Annotated in this window: 17 protein-coding genes; 3 read left to right on the top strand and 14 right to left on the bottom strand. The window is 61.3% G+C overall.

The features are described 5' to 3' along the window. Window positions 1-99: 99 nt before the first annotated feature. Window positions 100-1737 (bottom strand): ABC transporter substrate-binding protein, encoded by a 1638-nt coding sequence (locus tag J7I86_RS08950; protein WP_214819082.1) that lies wholly within the window; start codon window positions 1735-1737, stop codon window positions 100-102. A gap of 306 nt (window positions 1738-2043) precedes the next feature. Further along, on the bottom strand, window positions 2044-3129 hold the full coding sequence (gene ychF / locus J7I86_RS08945) for a redox-regulated ATPase YchF (protein ID WP_214819081.1): 1086 nt from the start codon (window positions 3127-3129) through the stop codon (window positions 2044-2046). 111 nt (window positions 3130-3240) lie between these two features. On the opposite strand from ychF, the gene J7I86_RS08940 reads away from it, so the two are divergent. Further along, entirely contained in the window at window positions 3241-4548 is a 1308-nt protein-coding gene (locus tag J7I86_RS08940; protein ID WP_214819080.1) for a DNA recombination protein RmuC, read from the top strand. An 89-nt stretch (window positions 4549-4637) separates the two neighbouring features. On the opposite strand, the gene J7I86_RS08935 is transcribed toward J7I86_RS08940, so the two are convergent. Both J7I86_RS08935 and J7I86_RS08930 read right to left on the bottom strand, forming a co-directional pair. Next, the gene (locus J7I86_RS08935; RefSeq protein WP_214819079.1) at window positions 4638-5723 is read right to left on the bottom strand and encodes a 4-hydroxy-3-methylbut-2-enyl diphosphate reductase; all 1086 of its coding nucleotides are present in this window, start codon (window positions 5721-5723) and stop codon (window positions 4638-4640) included. A 24-nt stretch (window positions 5724-5747) separates the two neighbouring features. Continuing rightward, window positions 5748-6611 carry a hypothetical protein gene (locus tag J7I86_RS08930; RefSeq protein WP_214819078.1) on the bottom strand — a complete coding sequence of 288 codons (864 nt, stop codon included), beginning with the start codon at window positions 6609-6611 and terminating at the stop codon, window positions 5748-5750. 183 nt (window positions 6612-6794) lie between these two features. Here J7I86_RS08930 and xseA point away from each other — a divergent pair, with 183 nt between their 5' ends. Together xseA and J7I86_RS08920 are read left to right on the top strand one after the other, a co-directional pair. Further along, on the top strand, window positions 6795-8066 hold the full coding sequence (xseA, locus tag J7I86_RS08925) for an exodeoxyribonuclease VII large subunit (protein ID WP_214819077.1): 1272 nt from the start codon (window positions 6795-6797) through the stop codon (window positions 8064-8066). Window positions 8067-8145: 79 nt separating this feature from the next. Then, window positions 8146-8418 (top strand): exodeoxyribonuclease VII small subunit, encoded by a 273-nt coding sequence (locus tag J7I86_RS08920; protein WP_214819076.1) that lies wholly within the window; start codon window positions 8146-8148, stop codon window positions 8416-8418. Between the two features lie 117 nt (window positions 8419-8535). Here J7I86_RS08920 and J7I86_RS08915 read toward each other — a convergent pair whose 3' ends face one another. The 10 genes from J7I86_RS08915 to J7I86_RS08870 all read right to left on the bottom strand — a co-directional run bounded on the left by J7I86_RS08915 (window position 8536) and on the right by J7I86_RS08870 (window position 18201). Then, on the bottom strand, window positions 8536-9390 hold the full coding sequence (locus tag J7I86_RS08915; protein ID WP_214819075.1) for a polyphosphate kinase 2 family protein: 855 nt from the start codon (window positions 9388-9390) through the stop codon (window positions 8536-8538). A 53-nt stretch (window positions 9391-9443) separates the two neighbouring features. Beyond that, window positions 9444-10664, bottom strand: a complete 1221-nt coding sequence (locus J7I86_RS08910) for a pyridoxal phosphate-dependent aminotransferase (RefSeq protein WP_062072990.1) — start codon at window positions 10662-10664, stop codon at window positions 9444-9446. 120 nt (window positions 10665-10784) lie between these two features. Further along, entirely contained in the window at window positions 10785-11756 is a 972-nt protein-coding gene (locus J7I86_RS08905; RefSeq protein ID WP_214819074.1) for an ABC transporter substrate-binding protein, read from the bottom strand. Further along, window positions 11753-12496: an ABC transporter permease gene (locus tag J7I86_RS08900; RefSeq protein WP_214819073.1), complete on the bottom strand. Its 744-nt coding sequence runs from the start codon at window positions 12494-12496 to the stop codon at window positions 11753-11755. The genes J7I86_RS08905 and J7I86_RS08900 overlap by 4 nt, the downstream gene beginning before the upstream one ends. After that, window positions 12493-13233, bottom strand: coding sequence for an ABC transporter permease (locus J7I86_RS08895; RefSeq protein WP_214819072.1), 741 nt, complete (start codon window positions 13231-13233; stop codon window positions 12493-12495). Before J7I86_RS08895 ends, J7I86_RS08900 begins: the two co-directional genes overlap by 4 nt. Beyond that, complete coding sequence (locus tag J7I86_RS08890) at window positions 13233-14327, bottom strand: ABC transporter ATP-binding protein (protein WP_286179490.1); 1095 nt, start codon at window positions 14325-14327, stop codon at window positions 13233-13235. The genes J7I86_RS08895 and J7I86_RS08890 overlap by 1 nt, the downstream gene beginning before the upstream one ends. Window positions 14328-14481: 154 nt before the next feature. Then, on the bottom strand, window positions 14482-15711 hold the full coding sequence (gene rsgA, locus J7I86_RS08885; protein ID WP_214819071.1) for a ribosome small subunit-dependent GTPase A: 1230 nt from the start codon (window positions 15709-15711) through the stop codon (window positions 14482-14484). A gap of 28 nt (window positions 15712-15739) precedes the next feature. Continuing rightward, window positions 15740-15898 carry a hypothetical protein gene (locus J7I86_RS08880; protein ID WP_214819070.1) on the bottom strand — a complete coding sequence of 53 codons (159 nt, stop codon included), beginning with the start codon at window positions 15896-15898 and terminating at the stop codon, window positions 15740-15742. 24 nt (window positions 15899-15922) lie between these two features. Then, window positions 15923-16375, bottom strand: a complete 453-nt coding sequence (locus tag J7I86_RS08875) for an NUDIX hydrolase (RefSeq protein WP_214819069.1) — start codon at window positions 16373-16375, stop codon at window positions 15923-15925. Window positions 16376-16404: 29 nt separating this feature from the next. After that, window positions 16405-18201, bottom strand: a complete 1797-nt coding sequence (locus tag J7I86_RS08870; RefSeq protein WP_214819068.1) for a beta-galactosidase family protein — start codon at window positions 18199-18201, stop codon at window positions 16405-16407. Between the last annotated feature and the right edge of the window lie 37 nt (window positions 18202-18238).

The following is an 18238-nucleotide window of genomic DNA, read 5'->3' as shown; positions in this document are numbered from 1 at the left end:
CCTGCACAAGGACGCCCAACCGCAGTTGGGCGTCATTGATTTGCAACGTGATACGGCGGCGGACGCGCTCAGCTGAGCACCTCCGCCGCCGTCTCGCGGTTACTTGCCAGTGATGTTGTAGTACAGCGGAACGCCGTCCCAACCGTAGTCAACATTCGTGACGCCGGTGCTCCAGCCACCCTGTGATACCTGGTACCACAGCGGAATGGCGGGAAGGTCCTGCAGCAGGATTTCCTGGGCCTTGTTCATTGCCTTGTTACCCTCGGCAACGGAAGGTGCGGACAGTCCGTCGGAGATCGCCTTATCGAAGGCCGGGTTCTCGTAGCGGGCATCGTTCGAGCCAGCGCCGGTCTTGTAGATCGGGCCGAGGAAGTTGTACAGCGACGGGTAGTCTGCCTGCCAGCCGGCGCGGATTGCACCGGTCAGCTTTGCGGTCGTGGCAAGATCGCGGGCTTCCTTGAACGTTGCGAACGGAAGGCCCTCTGCCTTGATGCCGAGGTTGTTCTTCAGCTGGTTGGTAAGAGCTTCAACCCAAGCCTTGTGGCCACCCTTGTCAGCGTTGTAAGCAATGGTGAAGGCCGTGTTCGGGTCCCACTTCTGGATGGCGTCTGCTTTGGCCCAAAGGTCCTTGGCCTTGGTGGCGTCAAAGTTCAGGTTGTCCGATCCCGGGATGCTATCGCTGTAGCCGTCCAGGACAGGAGCAGTAAAGTCCTTGGCCGGCTGGCGTCCGCCACTGAAGATCACCTTAGTGATCTCTTCGCGGTTGATGGCCATGGAGATCGCCTGGCGGCGGAGCTTACCGGCTTCACCACTCCATTCCGGAAGGTACTCCGGAATAGCAATGGTCTGGTTGCCAGCGTACGGCTTCTCAATGAAGCGATCGCCCAGATCAGACTTGAAGTTCTTCAGCGCGCTGGTGGGGATGACCTGCAGGATATCCAGGTTGTTGGACAGCAGATCCTGGTAGGCAGCGTCGTCGTTCTGGAAGATCTTGAACGTCACGCCACCGTTCTTGGCCTTGCGGGGGCCGTTGTAATCAGCGTTCGGTACGAGCTGGATCTGCACATTGTGCTGCCAGCCGTTTTCGGCCATCTTGTACGGGCCGTTGCCTACCGGCTTTTCGCCATACGTCTTGGGATCAGCCAGGGCGGCTGAGGGGACCGGCATGAAGGCGGTGTAGCCAAGGCGCAGAGGCCAGTCAGATTCAGGCTGCTTGAGTTCGACCGTGAAGGTGGAGTCGTCCACGACTTTCAGGCCGGACATCGTCTCTACGGTTGAACCCTCAGCGCTGGTCTCGTCATAGCCCTTGATGCTTTCAAAAAAGGTCGCGCTCAAGTTGGCGTTCTTAGCCGCTGCGCCATAGTTCCACGAGTCCACGAACGTCTTGGCCGTGATGGCCTCGCCGTTGGTGAACTTCTGGTCCTTCTTGATCTTGATCGTGAAATTCTGCGCGTCCGGCGCTTCGATTGACTCCGCCAACTCGTTGACGGGCTTACCGGAAGGGTCGTAGCTGACGAGGCCGGAGAAGATCAGCGTGGCGATCTTGCCGCCACCGACCTCGTTGATGTCTGCCGGCATGAGCGGGCGCTGCGGCTCGGAGCCGTCGGCGATGATGACCTTGTTCGGGTCACCGGCGGATGAACCGGAGTCGTTGCTACTGCCGCCACCGCAACCGGTAGCTGCGAGGGCGATGATCGCCGCTACGCCTAGAGCTTTGGAAGTGCGCGAGAAACGCATTCCGCCTCCTATGAGTCGTGGAGTTGAGCAGGGAAAATTCGTGATTTCCCCCAGGCCCAGGCACAGTTTCCTACTGTGACGTTGCCTACATGTGAGTGTAAGCCTACCCACATTGTGTCCAGATGATGGGACATGCTGGCCAAACTGTAACCGTTCCGCAACCTACACATGCCTAAATTGGCGCGGATTTCAAGTCAAACGTTACCCGGTGGTAGCATTCGCTGTCTGACAGCAGGACAGGACGCTTTTGCGGCAAAGAAAAGGACCCCGGTTCTGTTGAACCAGGGTCCTTCGAGATGGCGCGCTCTAGACGTTGAAGCGGAACTCCACCACGTCGCCGTCGGCCATCACGTACTCTTTGCCTTCGATGCGAACCTTGCCGCGGGACTTCGCCTCGGACATGGAACCGGCATCGATGAGGTCGTCGAAGGAGACAACCTCTGCCTTGATGAAGCCGCGCTGGAAGTCGGAGTGGATCACACCGGCGGCCTGCGGTGCGGTGTCGCCCTGGCGAATGGTCCACGCACGGGTTTCCTTGGGACCGGCGGTGAGGTAGGTCTGCAAGCCGAGGGTGTGGAAGCCGACGCGAGCCAACTGGTCCAGGCCGGATTCGCTCTGGCCGTTCATTTCCAGCATTTCGCGGGCCTCTTCCTCGTCCAGTTCAACGAGGTCGGCTTCGAGCTTGGCATCAAGGAACACGGCATCAGCAGGGGCCACCAAGGCACGCAGCTCATCCTGCTTTTCCTGATCACCGAGGATGCCTTCATCGGCGTTGAAGACATAGATGAACGGCTTGGCGGTCAGAAGGCCAAGCTCCTTGAGGTGCTCCATCTCCAGCTTGTCGCTCTTGATCGAGGAGAAGATGGTGTCGCCGCGTTCCAGAACTGCCTGGGCTGCCTTGATGGCGGCCAGTTCGGCTGCGTCACGCTTCTTGATCTTGACTTCTTTTTCGATGCGCGGGATGGCGTTTTCGATGGTCTGAAGGTCTGCCAGGATCAGCTCGGTATTAATGGTCTCCATGTCGGAGCGCGGATCAACCTTGCCGTCAACGTGGATGACGTCGGGATCATCAAAAACGCGGACTACCTGCGCGATGGCTTCTGCTTCGCGGATGTTGGCCAGGAACTTGTTGCCCAGGCCTTCGCCCTCCGAGGCGCCCTTCACGATTCCGGCGATGTCCACGAAAGACACCGGAGCCGGCAGCAACTTCTGCGAACCGAAGATTTCGGCCAGTTTCGCCAGCCGGGGATCCGGGAGGTTGACCACGCCGACGTTGGGTTCAATCGTTGCGAACGGATAGTTCGCAGCGAGCACCTGGTTACGGGTCAGTGCGTTGAAAAGAGTTGATTTGCCGACGTTGGGCAGTCCGACGATGCCAATAGTAAGAGCCACGAGCATTGATTCTACCCGTTGGAACCACGTCCGGGGTTGTCACGGCCCGCAAACGCGGCCCACGCGTACAGCCTCGCTAAAACTGTCGTACCCCTGTGACAGGGTTGCCACATGGATGGATTTGGATTGGTTTTGGCCCTGCTCATGCTGCTGATAGGCGCCGCGGTTGGCCTCGCGGCTGGCTATGTTGTTTTCCGACGCCGGGGCGCGGGCTTGGAAGAAGACTTTGACGCCGTTTCCTCACGGCTTTCGGAAGTGACGGCACAGCTTGCAGCGGCCGACGCCGAACGCCGGCTGTTGTTTTCACAGAACCGCGAGTTGAGCGCAGCCAGGAACGGGGATGGCAGCGTCCTGCGCGCGCTCGCTCCCGTGGCCGAAAAGCTGACAGCCGTTCAGCAGCAGGTTTCCCTCCTGGAACGCGACCGCGTGGAGCAGTACGGACAGCTTGCGCAGCAACTGCAGGACGCCCGCTTGTCGGATGAACAACTCCTGCGTTCTACGCACGCCCTGGCCTCCGCCCTCCGCTCCAACAGCGCCCGCGGCCAGTGGGGGGAAGTTCAGCTCCGCAGAGTGGTGGAGGCCTCGGGAATGCTCCGGCACGTGGATTTCCATGAGCAGGTTCATTCCGGACGTAACGACAACACCCTGCGGCCGGACCTGGTGGTCCAGCTTCCTGGTGGTAAGCAGCTGGTAGTAGATGCCAAGGTGCCTTTGGCCTCCTACCTCGCTGCCCAGGAACAACTCCACGGAGACGGTTCATTCGGCGAATCCGTGGGCCCCGCCGTCAACCATGACTCCAAGACTCTGCTGGCACAGCACTCAAAGGCTCTGAAGGCCCACATCGACGCTCTGGCGGCCAAGAAATACTGGGACATTCCGGGGAACTCCCCCGAACTGGTGATCTGCTTCCTTCCGGCAGAGTCCATCCTGGCATCAGCCCTTGAGGCCGATCCTGCCCTGCTGGAGCACGCGTTGTCCAGGAACGTGGTGCTGGCTTCACCCGGCACCTTGTTGGCGGTCCTGAAGTCTGTGGCGTTCACGTGGCGACAGGATGTCCTTACCGACAGTGCCCACGAACTGTTTGAGCTCGCCAAGCAGCTCTACGAACGCATGGGCACACTCGGTGAGAATGTCAGCAAGCTGGGAAGCTCGTTGAAGACCTCTGTAGATCGCTACAACGCCATGGTGGGCACGCTGGAGGCTCGGGTGCTCCCGACGGCACGAAAGCTCAACACCATGGACGATGCTGGTCTCGCCGCGCCGATGTCCGTTGAGGTGGTCCCCCGTGCCTTGGCCGCACCGGAATTGCTAGCCGTGGACACTCGTGGGCATCAGGATTCAAGTCGCGACCACCAGGATTCAGTACGGGGCCTCGATGACAACGCGGACGACAACGAGGACCGGGAGTCGGCGGCCTAACGGGTAAGCCTCTTAACGGAACTGGCCCGCAGTTGAAGCTTCCCCGGAGGAAGGCAACCGCTGCGGGCCAGTTTTGTCACAACTTTGGGTTAGGACGTCGGGCGGTTTCCACGGCCGCCAAGGGCACGTGTCACATCGCCGGCCTTCTTCAAGGTGGCGCGCAGTTCCTTGGGAAGTGAGAAAAGAAGGTCTTCCTCCGCCGTCACCACTTCCTGCACCTCGCCGTAACCGTAGTCGGCCAGAAGCCGCAGAACATCCTTCACGAGCACTTCAGGAACGGAAGCACCGGACGTCACGCCCACGGTGGCAACGCCCTCAAACCAGGACTCGTCCACTTCATTGGCGAAGTCCACGCGGTACGAGCTCTTGGCACCATATTCCAGTGCTACTTCGACCAATCGCACGGAATTGGACGAGTTGGCCGAACCCACAACGATCACCAGGTCAGCCTGCGGGGCGATCTTCTTGATAGCCACCTGACGGTTGGTGGTGGCATAGCAGATGTCATCACTGGGGGGATCCTGCAGCGTGGGGAACCGGTCCTTGAGCAGACGAACTGTCTCCATGGTTTCGTCCACGCTGAGGGTGGTCTGAGAAAGCCAGATGGTTTTCTCCGGATCACGGACGGTGACTTTGTCTACCTCGTGCGGTCCGTTGATGATCTGGATGTGCTCCGGGGCTTCACCGGCTGTTCCTTCGACTTCCTCATGGCCTTCGTGGCCGATGAGCAGGATGTCGTAGTCTTCCTTGGCAAAGCGAACAGCTTCTTTGTGCACTTTGGTGACCAGAGGGCAGGTTGCGTCGATGGTGCGCAGTCCGCGATCCTCGGCCGATTGGACCACTGCGGGAGAGACACCGTGCGCGGAGAAAATCACCAGCGCCCCCTCGGGGACCTCGTCGGTCTCCTCAACGAAGATGGCTCCTTGTTCCTCAAGGGAGCTGACCACATGCACGTTGTGGACGATCTGCTTGCGCACATAAACGGGAGGCCCGTAGTGCTCCAAGGCCTTCTCCACAGCAATGACAGCCCGGTCCACGCCGGCGCAATAGCCACGAGGAGCCGCCAACAGAACCTTCTTGGGACCCGTGACGGGCACCGCTGCCTGAACCTCTTCCGGAGAGCGGCGTCTGCGGGGCACCGTGGGCATAGGAATGGAAACTGCTGTGCTGGTCATTACTCCATTCTACCGGCCCGGCCTTTAGCTGGGGGCCGAACGTGACCCTGGTCGCCCTGACACGACGGAGCCTATGACGCCTGCCACAAACACTGCACCGGACGCTACCGCTGCGATCAAGATCCATTCCCCGAAGCCCGTTTTGGCCGCCGTGAGGAACTCTTGCTTGAACAGCTCAGCCACACCGTTGGCGCTGGACAGATTGCCAACCACTCCCCCGGCAAGGTCCGCACCTGCTGTCCAGAGTGCAGCAAGCGCCAGGCCGCCAAGTCCAAGGAAGACCAGCACCAGGGATCGCCGGCGCGAGACGACAAGAGCCAGCAGCAGGGATATGACAGCGCCAAGAGCGGCCACCCACCATAGCGGCGCAAAAGTTGCCACCCGCTCCACCAGCTGCCGGTGGGAGGGCTCACCCAGAGAAACGAGGCTTTCCGTTGGAACATCAATGGTGATCCGGGTGGCCGCGGCGAAGTGATCGCGAATGAGCCTGACCAAGGGGCTGATATCAAGGACCAAGGCTGTGGTGCCGGCAGTCTCCTCGCTTTGGTTCACTGCGCCGAAGTTCAGTCTGTGGCTGTTGCGTACTGTCTCCTCCCACGCTTGGGGGTAGTCGCTCCACGATTGCATGCCTGATGCAGCATTGCGGAGCGCATCGGCCGCCAAGGACTGGATGGGTCCTGGGAGTTCCACAGAGGACTCGAAGGTTCCGACGGCGGCGGCGGCCAGGCGGCTTTGGAATTCAGGATCATTGCCTAACCCACCTGCCAAACGGACAAAGCCCTCTTCTTTAACGATGTTCTGATCAACCCACGCGGTTGGAACCGCGACTGCTGTGAGGAGTAAAGCGAGGATCACTCCCAATGCTGAAACAAAAGTACGCAAGGTCATCCTCGGGGCTCGGGGGCTATGCCACCATCCTAGGACTGTCCACATGGCAGAAAAAATGTCGGAGTCCTCGTCCAAGCTATGGATAGAGTTGGAAGGCCGGTTGGCACTCACAGCCGCACCCCTGAGCGAGGACTAAGACAATGCAGGTACAAACACGGCGACTCAACCAGGCTCGGACAACCCATGTCCACTGAAGCAACGCCGGAATCCACGCTGCCTGGAACCGCCGCTGAGACCAGCCCGGATAACCCTTGGCCCCTGCAGCTGCTGTCCCGCAAGCTCAAAGCACACATAGAGCGGGCGCCGGCTGCATGGATTGAGGGTCAGGTCATTGAACTGAACCGCCGGGGTGGCAACGCATTCCTGACACTGCGTGATGTTGATGCTGAAATCTCCCTGCCCGCATCAGTCTGGTCAACGGTGCTTGACCGCCAGAAGATACCCCTGGAACGCGGCTCCCGCGTGGTTGCCTTGGTGAAGGCGGACTTCTGGGTGAAGACCGGACGCCTGAACATGTCCGTGAAGGACATCCGCCCGGTGGGCCTCGGCGATCTGCTGGCGAGGATTGAACGGCTGCGCCAAGCGCTGGCAGCCGAGGGCCTGTTCGCGGACTCCCGGAAACGGAAGCTTCCTCTTCTGCCTCATCGCATCGGCCTCATCACTGGGAGGGATTCCGACGCCAAGAAGGACGTCATGCGCAACGCTGCGTTGCGCTGGCCAGCGGTGGAGTTTGACGTCCGAGAAGTAGCAGTCCAAGGCAACACCGCCGTTTCACAGATCATCGCGGCATTGAAGAAACTGGACGCCGATCCACATGTTGATGTCATTGTCCTCGCCCGTGGCGGCGGTGCCTTGGAAGACCTCCTGCCGTTCAGCAATGAGGACCTCATTCGCGCGGTGTCGGCAGCCACTACGCCGATTGTCAGTGCGATCGGCCATGAAGCCGACCGTCCTATCCTGGACGACGTCGCGGACCTCCGGGCGTCAACGCCCACGGACGCGGCCAAACGCATAGTTCCGGACGTGGCCGAGGAACTGGCCATGGTTCGACAAGCCCGGGACCATCTCCGCCGAAGTATCAGCCGCATGGTGGACCGCGAGACGGACCGACTCCACGCGCTAAGGTCCCGGCCCGTATTGGCTACTCCTGCCTCAATGGTGGATGCCCGCTCCGAAGACATCCACCGCCTCCAGCGAAGGACCCATTCTGCGGTCAGCACAGCGGTTCTCCGGGCTTTGGACCAAGTCCACCACTTGCGTGCGCAGGTCCGCGCCTTGTCACCACAGAAGACGTTGGACCGAGGCTATGCCGTTGTTCAGCTCATGGGTGAGGACCACGCGGGTCACCACGTTGTCAGCAGCCCCGAAGAAGCGCCGGACGGAACATCCCTGAGCATCCGCGTAGCTGAGGGGCGTTTCAGGGCTGTCTCCGCTGGAGCGGGTCAACTTATGTAACGCTGACAACTCTTACAGCCCGCAACCGCTCACTCGAACTTGATTCGCCGGTTACCCGCCACAACCACAAAGGACCATCATGCCCGAAAACAGCCAAGCAGCACCGACGCCTCAAGCCGCACCGACGCCGGAATCCCTCGACGGCTTGAGCTATGAGGAAGCACGCGAACAACTTGTGGCGGTAGTGGGACGCTTGGAGGCAGGAGGAGCCAGCTTGGAAGAATCGCTGGCGCTCTGGGAGCGCGGCGAGGCACTGGCCAAGCGCTGCGAGGACTGGCTTGAAGGCGCCCGTCAGCGCCTGGCAACCGCCCGCGATGCAAACGACGGCGGAGCCTCGGCGAGTAGCAACTAGGGACACACAGCACCCAGGGACGCGCAAGCAATCAACAGCACGCAGCACCCAGGTATGCGCAGCAACCGGCCGTCCGCAGCGAACGGCCGTCCGCAACGACCGGCAGCAACCGGACGGCTAGGACTTCACCACGAGGGCGCGCTCATTCGCAACGTCAAAGTCAGCCTTGGGCCAGTCCAGCTTCAGCCCCCCGAGGGCATCCAACAGTAGTTGCTGGACTGCAATGCGCGCGTACCACTTCTTATTGGCCGGTACCACGTGCCAAGGAGCAGTTTCCGTTGAGGTCTTCTCGAAGGCCACGCTGTAGGCGTCCATGTAGTCATCCCAGTACGCACGTTCCGCGAGGTCGCCGCGGCTGTACTTCCAATGCTTGGCAGGATCATCCAAGCGAGCGATCAGACGCTTTTTCTGTTCGTCCTTGCTGATGTTGAGCATGACTTTGACGATGGTGGTTCCCTGCCCGGACAGACGTGCTTCGAAGTCGTTGATCGCCGCATACCGACGCTCCAGTTCGGCAGCGTCTGCCCAACCATGGACGCGGTGAATCAGGACATCCTCGTACTGTGAACGGTCAAAGACGCCCACCATCCCGACGGCAGGGGCTTGTTTTTCGATCCTCCACAGGAAGTCGTGCGACTTTTCCTCGTCCGTAGGAGCCTTGAAAGCTGTCAAGTGCACGCCTTGCGGGTCCATGGCACCCACAACATGGCTGACAATGCCGCCCTTGCCTGCAGTGTCCATTGCCTGAAGGATCAACAACAGCCGCTTAGGACTGCCGAACTTCCCCTCGGCAAACAGCTTTTCCTGCAGTTCCGCAAGCCGCGCATCCTGTGCTTCCAGCAGTGCCTTGCCGTCGGCTTTCGCCCCCGTATAGCCGGGGGTGGATTCAGGATCCACGCCTGCCAGTGAAAACCCCGACCCCACCGTCAGTACTTCGGCCGGACTCTTGGCGAACTCAACTGCTGCAGCCATTGGCATGCCTTTCTGCCCGGCCGCGCCCCCGTGGCGCGGCCATGGACCTCAGGCTAGTTGCCCGGGTACCTCGACAGGAAGTCCGCCATGCGTCCAATGGCTTCCTCGATGTCTTTAACGTTGGGCAAAGTCACCATCCGGAAGTGGTCCGGGCGAACCCAGTTGAAGGCACGTCCATGGGACACCAGAATCTTCTGTTCCTTCAACAGGTCCAGGACGAACTTCTCATCATCCCGGATATGGAAGACCTCCGGGTCCAACTTCGGGAACAGGTACAGGGCGCCCCTGGCCTGCTGGGTGCTAACCCCGGGGATTGCGTTCAGGAGGTCGTAGGCCTTGTTGCGTTGCTCCAGGAGCCTGCCGCCGGGAAGGATGAGATCGTTAATGCTCTGGTATCCGCCCAGAGCGGTTTGGATGGCATGTTGCGCAGGCACGTTGGCGCACAACCGCATGTTGGCCAGCAAGTTAATGCCCTCGAGGTAATCCGCAGCGTCCTTCTTGGGACCGGAGATGGCCATCCAGCCGGCACGGTAACCGCACACGCGGTAGGCCTTGGACAATCCACTGAACGTCAGGCACAGCACGTCATCTCCGGTGAGGCCGGCAAGGTTCACGTGGACGGCGTCTTCGTACAGAATTTTTTCGTAGATCTCATCAGCGAACAGAACCAGCCCGTGCTTCTCTGCCAACGCCACGATCTTCTTGAGGGTCTCCTCCGGGTAGACGGCGCCGGTGGGGTTGTTGGGGTTGATCACCACAATGCCCTTGGTCCGCGGCGTGATCTTCGATTCCATGTCCTCAAGATCGGGCTGCCATCCGGACTCTTCGTCGCAGAGGTAGTGCACGGGACGGCCTCCGGCTAGAGCTACCGAGGCGGTCCACAGCGGGTAGTCCGGAGTGGGAATCAGCACTTCGTCACCGTCGTCCAGGAGCGCCATGAGGGACATGGTTATGAGCTCACTGACACCGTTGCCGAGGTAGATATCGTCAACGTGGATGTTCTGGATGCCACGTGTTTGGTAGTACTGCGAGACTGCGGTCCGGGCAGAGAAAATGCCGCGGGAATCGCTGTAGCCCTGGGCGTTGGGCAGGTGGCGGATCATGTCCACCAAAATGGCGTCGGGCGCTTCAAAACCGAAAGGTGCCGGGTTTCCGATGTTCAGTTTGAGGATCCGGTGACCCTCCGCTTCCATTTGCTGGGCGGCCTGAAGAATCGGTCCACGGATGTCGTAGAGGACATTATGAAGCTTGGTGGACTGCTTGAAATTCGCCATCCCTCAAATATGCCACACGGGTGATGGAGTTCAGCTGAGACTTGACTCACAGATACGACGACGGCGGTGACGGTCCCGTGCGGGTCCGTCACCGCCGTCGTACGCGGTTTTGTTCAGGAGTTACTTGACGATGCCCTTGTCCTTCAGCCAGGCGGCCGCAGCGTCCTTGGGTGCTTGCTTCTGGTCGCCGCTGACGGCCCGGTTCAGGTTGATGAGATCCTCAGTAGTGAGGATCTTGGATACGTTGTTCAGCGCTTCCTTGGCCTTGTCCGTCATCTTGGCCTCGCTGTACAGGGGCAGGACCTGCTGGGCCTTGAAGTTGTTCTTAGGGTCTTCAAGGACAACGAGGTCGTTGTCTGCGATGGAGGGCGTGGTGGTGTAGATGTCCGCCACCTGGACCTTGTCCTCAAGGAGGGCCTGGAGCGTCAGGTTGCCACCGCCGTCGTTGAATGGCTGCAAGCCCTTAAGCTCGCATCCATAATTGGCCTTGAGTCCGGGGAAACCGTATGCGCGTGTCTCAAACGTTGCCGGTGCAGCCATGGTGAAGTCCTTGCAGACCTTGGCCAGGTCTTCGATGGACTTCAGCTGGTACTTCTCGGCCGTGGCCTTGGTGACCACCATGGCATCCTTGGACTCGGCCTTGGCCGGCTCCAGGACTGCGAGGCCGTCCGGCAGCTTGCCCGGGAGCGCCTTGTAAACGTCTTCGGCGGAGACCTGGGTAGCTTCCGTGTCCACGTAGGAAAGGAGGTTGCCGGAGTAGTCCGGGACGAGGTCAATGGAGCCGTCCTGGACAGCCTTGAAATAGATCTCGCGTGAGCCGATGTTCGGCTTGGACGTTGCTGTCAGACCAGCAGCGTTCAGGGCGCCAACATAGATCTCTGCGATGACCTGGCTCTCCGGGAAGTCGGCCGAGCCAACCACCAATGAGCCCCCACCGGCGGAGCCGCCACCGAGGGAGCCGCCGGGCGCCGAGGTGGAAGGCGTGGCCAGAGGACTGCCGCCGCACGCGCTCAACGCGAGGGCCACACCCACTCCAGCGGCGAGACCGCCGAGACCACGGCGCGTAAGGGTCATGGGGATGGGGTTTTTCATGGTGTACCTCCTTGAACGGCAGCCCCGGCGGGTACCGCGGCTGTGAGATCGTCGGCTGCCTTCTGGCGGCCGCTTGAGTCGAGGGTCAGTCCGGGCGAGATGACAAGTCTTTGCACGCCGGCGAGGACCAGGTCCACGGCGATGGCCAGCCCCGCGATGAGCAGGGAACCACCGAGCATCCTGGGAAAGTCCTGCAGGACAAGGCCGTCGAACAAGTACCTGCCCAGCCCGCCCAACGGAAGGTAGGCAACCACGGAAACTGTGGCGATGACCTGCAGAACCGCCGTGCGGATGCCACCGAACATCACCTGCAACCCGTTGGGTACCTCCACCCGGAACAGGATCTGGAGCTCGGTCATGCCCATGGCCCGGGCTGCATCAACCACAGTGGCATCAACGCTGGAAATGCCGGCATAGGTACCGGCCAGGAGCGGCGGCACAGTGAGGATGACCAACGCCCACACGGGTGGCATCAGGCCACTGCCGGCAAGCAGCGCGAAGAGGACCAGCAACCCGAGCGTGGGAAGGGCTCGCAAAGCGCCTGCCACGGCAACCGCAACCACCCGGCCACGGCCGGTATGCCCGATGTAGAGGCCGATGGGCACTGCGATGGCAGCCGCGATGAGCAGGACCAAGGCGCTGTACTGCAGGTGCTCCAGTAAACGGGTGGGGATTCCGCCGGTCCCGGTCCAGTTCTTGGGGTTGGTCAGCCAGGCAATGGTTTCAGCAAAGATGTTCATGCGGACGCTCCCGGGTCCGGGCGCAGTGCCGCGTGCGGCGCCGCAGTTCCAGTCTTGGGTTCTGTGGCCAGGGCGTTGGCGTCCGGACGCGGCGACTTTCCGCCTGCTGCCCGGGTCCACGGAGTCAGCAGCCGCTCCAAGACCACCAGAACTGCATCCATCAACAGTGCCAGCACCAGGATGGCGATGATGCCCACCACAACCTCAGTAATGAACGTGCGCTGCAGGCCATCAGTGAACAGGACGCCAAGGTTACCCACTCCCAGCAGTGCCGCCACGCTCACCAGGGAGATATTGCTAACCGAAACCACGCGAAGGCCGGCGAACAGCACCGGCAAAGACAACGGAAGGTCCACCTGGAAGAAGCGCGCCAGGGGTTTGAAGCCCATGGCCACCGCAGCGTTCCGGAGGTCGTCGTCCACGGAGTCGAAGGCATCCATCGCAGCACGAACCAGCAGGGCAACCGCGTAAATGGTCAACGCCACCACCACATTCAGCGGATCCAGGATCCGCGTGCCAAGGATGGTGGGAAGAATAATAAACAGGGCCAGTGAGGGAATGGTGTAGAGCAATGACGTGGCGGTGGCCACCACTGACCTCAGCACGCTGTTGCGTCTGGCTAACTGAGCCAAAGGAACCGAAATCAGCAGGCCCAGGATCATGGGGATGATGGCCAGCACCATGTGCTGACCGGCCAACCCCAGAACCATGCCACTGTTGGCAAGGAACCACTCCATCAGGTGGCGTCCTCCCTGTGGTGGCGGACTTCTTCGATCAGTGCCAGGACTTCTGGCGCCTTCAGGACTCCGGCTACCCGGCCGTCGTCGTCCACCGCAACGCCAAGGCCCGACGGCGACGACAACGCCGCATCCAGTGCGCGCCGCAACGTATCTCCCTTGCGGAAGAGCGAACCCCCGGGAATCAAACCGGCACCATCCCGCGGCGAAGACCAACCCAGCGGACGAGAATCGTCATCCACCACCAGGGCCCACTCCCCCGATTGGCGGCCTGCGTGCCGGCCGTCGGAGGGGTTCACCATGGTCACAGGGTGCAAGGTCACAGCATCTGCGGGGTTGAAGGCAAGGTGCCGGAAACCGCGGTCGCGTCCCACGAAGGAGGCCACGAAGTCGTTGGCAGGTGCCCGAAGAATCTCTTCCGGGGCGGAGTACTGCGCAAGCTTTCCTCCGACGGCGAAGACAGCCACTTTGTCACCAAGAACGGTGGCTTCGTCGATGTCGTGCGTAACAAACACGATGGTCTTGGCCAACTCCCGCTGCAGGCGTAGAAGCTCCTGCTGCAGTTCATCACGGACCACGGGATCCACGGCGCTAAAAGGTTCGTCCATCAGCAGCACCGGCGGATCAGCAGCGAGCGCACGGGCAACTCCGACGCGCTGCTGCTGGCCACCTGAGAGTTGGGACGGGTAACGCTTGCCGAGGACGGAAGCCAAGCCGACGACGTCGAGCAGCTCAGCCGCGCGTTTTCGCGCCGCTGCCTTGGGGACTCCGTTAAGCCGCGGAACCGTAGCGATGTTGTCCAGCACGGAACGGTGCGGCAACAGACCCGATGACTGCATGACGTAACCCATGGAGCGCCGTAGCTGAGCCGCGGGAACCTGCGAGACGTCTTCGCCTGCAACAGTAATGGTTCCGCTGGTGGGCTCCACCATCCGGTTGATCATGCGGAGGGAAGTTGTCTTGCCGCAGCCCGAGGGGCCGACGAACACCGTGATGGCACCCTTGTCGATGGACATGGTGAGGGCATCCACCGCCGGTTGCCCGCCTTGGTATTGCTTGGTGACGCTCTTGAACTCAATCATGGCTTCGGCCATACCAGGGCTTACCTATCTGTGGTGGAGAACATCGGTAGAGCCAGACGATCATATGCACTCTTATTACTTGGCTGCAAAGCAATCTTCACCCAGCGTAGCCAGCACCATGGAGGATGTCAGCGCCGCCACGAGTTCTGTAATGAATCGGCAATGTTCAGCGTTTCCGTCGCTTGCCGGCCTTCCCCGCCCGTTCCTCGGCTTGATCGTGCCTGTATCGCTCCGCTGCACGCTGGCCCCGGTCCGCCGACACCACCCTTTGGTGCCATTCGCGCTGATACGCGCGACGGGCGGCCGCATCGTGTTTTCTGGCCAAGGCTGCCAGTTCGCGTTGCAGCTTCAGGTAGCTGGCCCAACGCCGGGGATCAAGGGTTTCTTCTGCGAGCGCCTCCTGAACTGCGCATCCCGGCTCTGCTTGATGCGCACAGTCCGCAAACCGGCACGTGGAGAAAAGTTCCTCCAGATCGCCGAACATTTCCTCCATTCCCTCATCTGCGTCGAAGAGCCCGAAGCCGCGGACTCCCGGCGTGTCCATCAGCACGGCGCCGCCAGTCAAGGGCACCAACTCCCGCGAGGTGGTGGTGTGTTTGCCCTTGCCGTCGCCGGCCCGCACCGCGCCTGTCTGTTGGACTTCCCGCCCTGCGAGGGCATTGATGAGCGTTGATTTCCCGGCACCGGAGGGACCCAGCAACACCAAGGTTGCGCCAACAGGTATGTGCTGCATCAGTTCTTCGAGGCCGTCGCCCTGCTCTGCGGAGGTGGTAACCACGTCCACACCTGCAGCTTGCAGGATGACCTCCCCCACAACGTCGTCCGCGAGGTGGGCGAGGTCGGCTTTTGTAATGACTACAAGCGGCGTGGCACCGGAATCCCACGCGGCCACCAACGTCCGTTCAAGTCGGTTATGGGTCAGCGGACGATCCACGGGGACCACTACCGCAACAATGTCTATGTTGCTGCCCAGGATCTGCTCCTCCGAAGAGGCTTCAAAGGCGCGCTTACGGCTCAGCGCGGAATACCGGGGAAGGACCTCGACGACGGCGGGCTCACCGGCGTTGTTGTGGCCGAGCCATACCCAGTCTCCTGTAGCCGGTACAGGGCCATGCGTTGGATAGGGCAGATGCAGTTGAGCCCCGGCCGAGGCTACGAGAACCCGATTCCGGTCCAGGCGCACTACGCGGGCCGGAATGGCAGTTTCCTGGGCGTCCGGCGCGGTGTGGGCGCGGAAAAGCTCAGCGGTTTTGTCTGTGAAACCGTACTCCACTGGTCCCTGTAAAGGGTCAGTAGGCCACTGGTTAGTGGTCAACTGGTCAGCGGCCGACTGGTCAGCGGGAAGTGGTTTGGCGGTACTGAAAAAAGGGTCGCTTGAAGAAGCGTTAGTTTTCAATGAAATGCCTCTGATGAGGCCCGGCCGCCTAGTTGTGGCAGGCTGATGCCGGGACAGGAATGGTGGGCTGATGACGGCGCGCCGCAACGGAGTGCGGGGCGCGCAAGATCATGGCAATCATCAAATCCACCTCCTCGGCATCCAGGCCGGCTACTGGTGGGCCGGCAACGATGTTCAGCGTAGCCAAGATGAGGTGCTCTTGGCTAGGTCTTTAGCCCAGCTTTCCGTCGGCAGGGCGCTCCCGGTGCAAACGGAGTGCTGTGTCCACCAAGGACACGCGGTTGAGTTTCTCCACGTCCTTCAGAGGGATCCATGCTGCGTGGGTGGTGCTGCCATCCACCTCGTGGGTCAGTTCGCCGCCCACTACAGTGGCCTCGTAGACCAGCCTGAGGGCCTGAAAATCCTTCACCGAACCGTCGGCGCGGATCTCGCCCGGCCAGTGTCCGACGTCGATACCCAGCATTCGTTCAATGCGAGCTTCGTATCCGGTTTCCTCGAAGACCTCACGCCGGCAGCCATCCACCGGATGTTCTGCCAGATCCAAGCCCCCGCCCGGCAGCGTCCAGCCTTCTTTGCCGTCCTGCTTCCAATACGCCATCAAGATCTTCTCCTCTTGGACAATCACGGCGTAGGCGGCTGGGCGGGTATCGAACTGCAGGGTCATGGAGCCAGCATAAATCCTTGTAGTGGACGCTAGGGAAGTTCGGCAGCCTCGATGGGACCTGATTCTTCGGGGCCAAGGTCCGGCGCTTCGCGTAGTTCAACCACGGTACCGGGGCTCCCGAGTTCCAGAACCTTGATGCTGTTGCGGCCGGTCCTAAGCAACGGAGCAGGCGCATAGAGGGTCACCTGCGGGCCTTTCTCCCAATACCTGCCCAGGAGGAATCCGTTGAGCCAAACGAAGCCCTTTTCGGAATCCGGCAGGGCGATGTAGGTATCGGCCGGTTCCCCGACGTCGAACTCAGCGCATGCCAGTCCCTCAAGGTCCTCCTGCGTCCACTCCGCGAGGGCAACAGGGGTCTGCGTCCAGTGGAAGGTGTAGCGCTGGTTGACCAGAACGCCGCCCAGAATTCCCTTGCCGTGACCGGTCAGTGGGCCGTAATTGATGCGGCCGAGGTTTTCCACCAGGATTTCCAGCTTGGCGGCGACGCCGGTGCCGGTCACGGTCAAGCCTTCCGCCCCGGAAACGTCGTCGAGGACCCCGGCAAAGGCGCCGTCAACCCATACATATGCCCGGTCATTCAGGCCCGTGATCTTCAGCCTGCTCTCAGTAGGAGAATCGGCACGGCCTGGCAGGATTGCCTCGGCGGCGTAGAGAACCATGCCGGCGTCGAGTCCCAGCTGTTCGAAACTGAGGGGTTTGACGCTGGTGATCGGTTTTCCGGCGGAGCGCGCCAGCTCCAACAGCTCCGGCCCTGGGGTCAACGGCAGGGACTGCGCCGGAAGTACGGGGGCCTCGGCCAGCAGCTCGATAGGGAGTTCTGGCAGCTTTTCAATGCCCTGTGCCCGGAAGAACTCCTTGCGGACGGCGTGAAACTTGGGCGTCAGGGCACCGTTCTCGGCAATAGGCGCATCGGAGTCGTAGCTGGTGACCGTCGGCTGCAGCATGTTGCCATCGTGATTACTGCCGGAACTGAGGCCAAAGTTGGTCCCGCCGTGGGCCATGTAAATGCAGAGCGAGCCACCGGGATCGAGCATCTTGCGTGCTTCCGCCGCTGCGTCACCGGCATCCCGGCGGTGATGGTGTTCGCCCCAGTGATCGAACCAGCCGCCCCAGAACTCAACGTTGAAGAACGGCTCGCCGGGCCTGCGTCGCTGCCACGTAGCCATTGCTTTATCGCCCCGGCTTCCCAGCGTCGCCGTCGCCCAGGTTCCCTCTATGGAACCGCCGTCGAGGAAGTAGTCCGTGCCGCCGTCGGCTGTGAAAAGGAGCTCAGTAATGCCGTGCTCTTCCATGACGCGGCGGTTCCAGCGGATGTACTCGTGGTCGTCGCCGTAGCTGCCGTATTCGTTCTCAATCTGCACGGCCACCACCGGACCACCCGCGGACGCCTGCCGTGAAGCGACGATCGGGAGGAGGTGATCGAACCATTCCTCGATTGCAGCGGTGAACACCGGGTCCATGCAGCGTAGCCCGATCCCTGGGATGCCGGTCAGCCAGGCAGGGAAGCCGCCGTTATCCCACTCGGCGCAGATGTACGGGCCGGGGCGGACGATGACATCCAGCCCTTCCTGGCCGGCGAGGTCAATGAACCGGCCCACATCCCGCCAGCCGCTGAAGTCCGGCGCCTCATCGCGCTTAGGCTGGTGGAAGTTCCAGGCAACGTAAGTGTCCACAGTGTTGGCGCCCATGGCTTTGAGTCGACGCAACCGGTCCTGCCACAGGGCCGGGTGAACACGGAAGTAGTGGATGGCGCCGGCGAGGATGCGATACGGTTCACCCGAACGGTAAAGGACAGCGTCGTGGTAGCTCAGAAGGGCGTTGTTCACGTGGAACAGATTAGCTCAATTTCCAACATTTATGCAC

It is taken from the genome of Arthrobacter sp. ISL-95 (genome assembly GCF_018613695.1).
Taxonomy (GTDB): Bacteria; Actinomycetota; Actinomycetes; order Actinomycetales; family Micrococcaceae; genus Arthrobacter.
The sequence above is the reverse complement of the archived record's forward strand: the minus strand, read 5'-3'. Positions and strand labels throughout refer to the sequence as shown.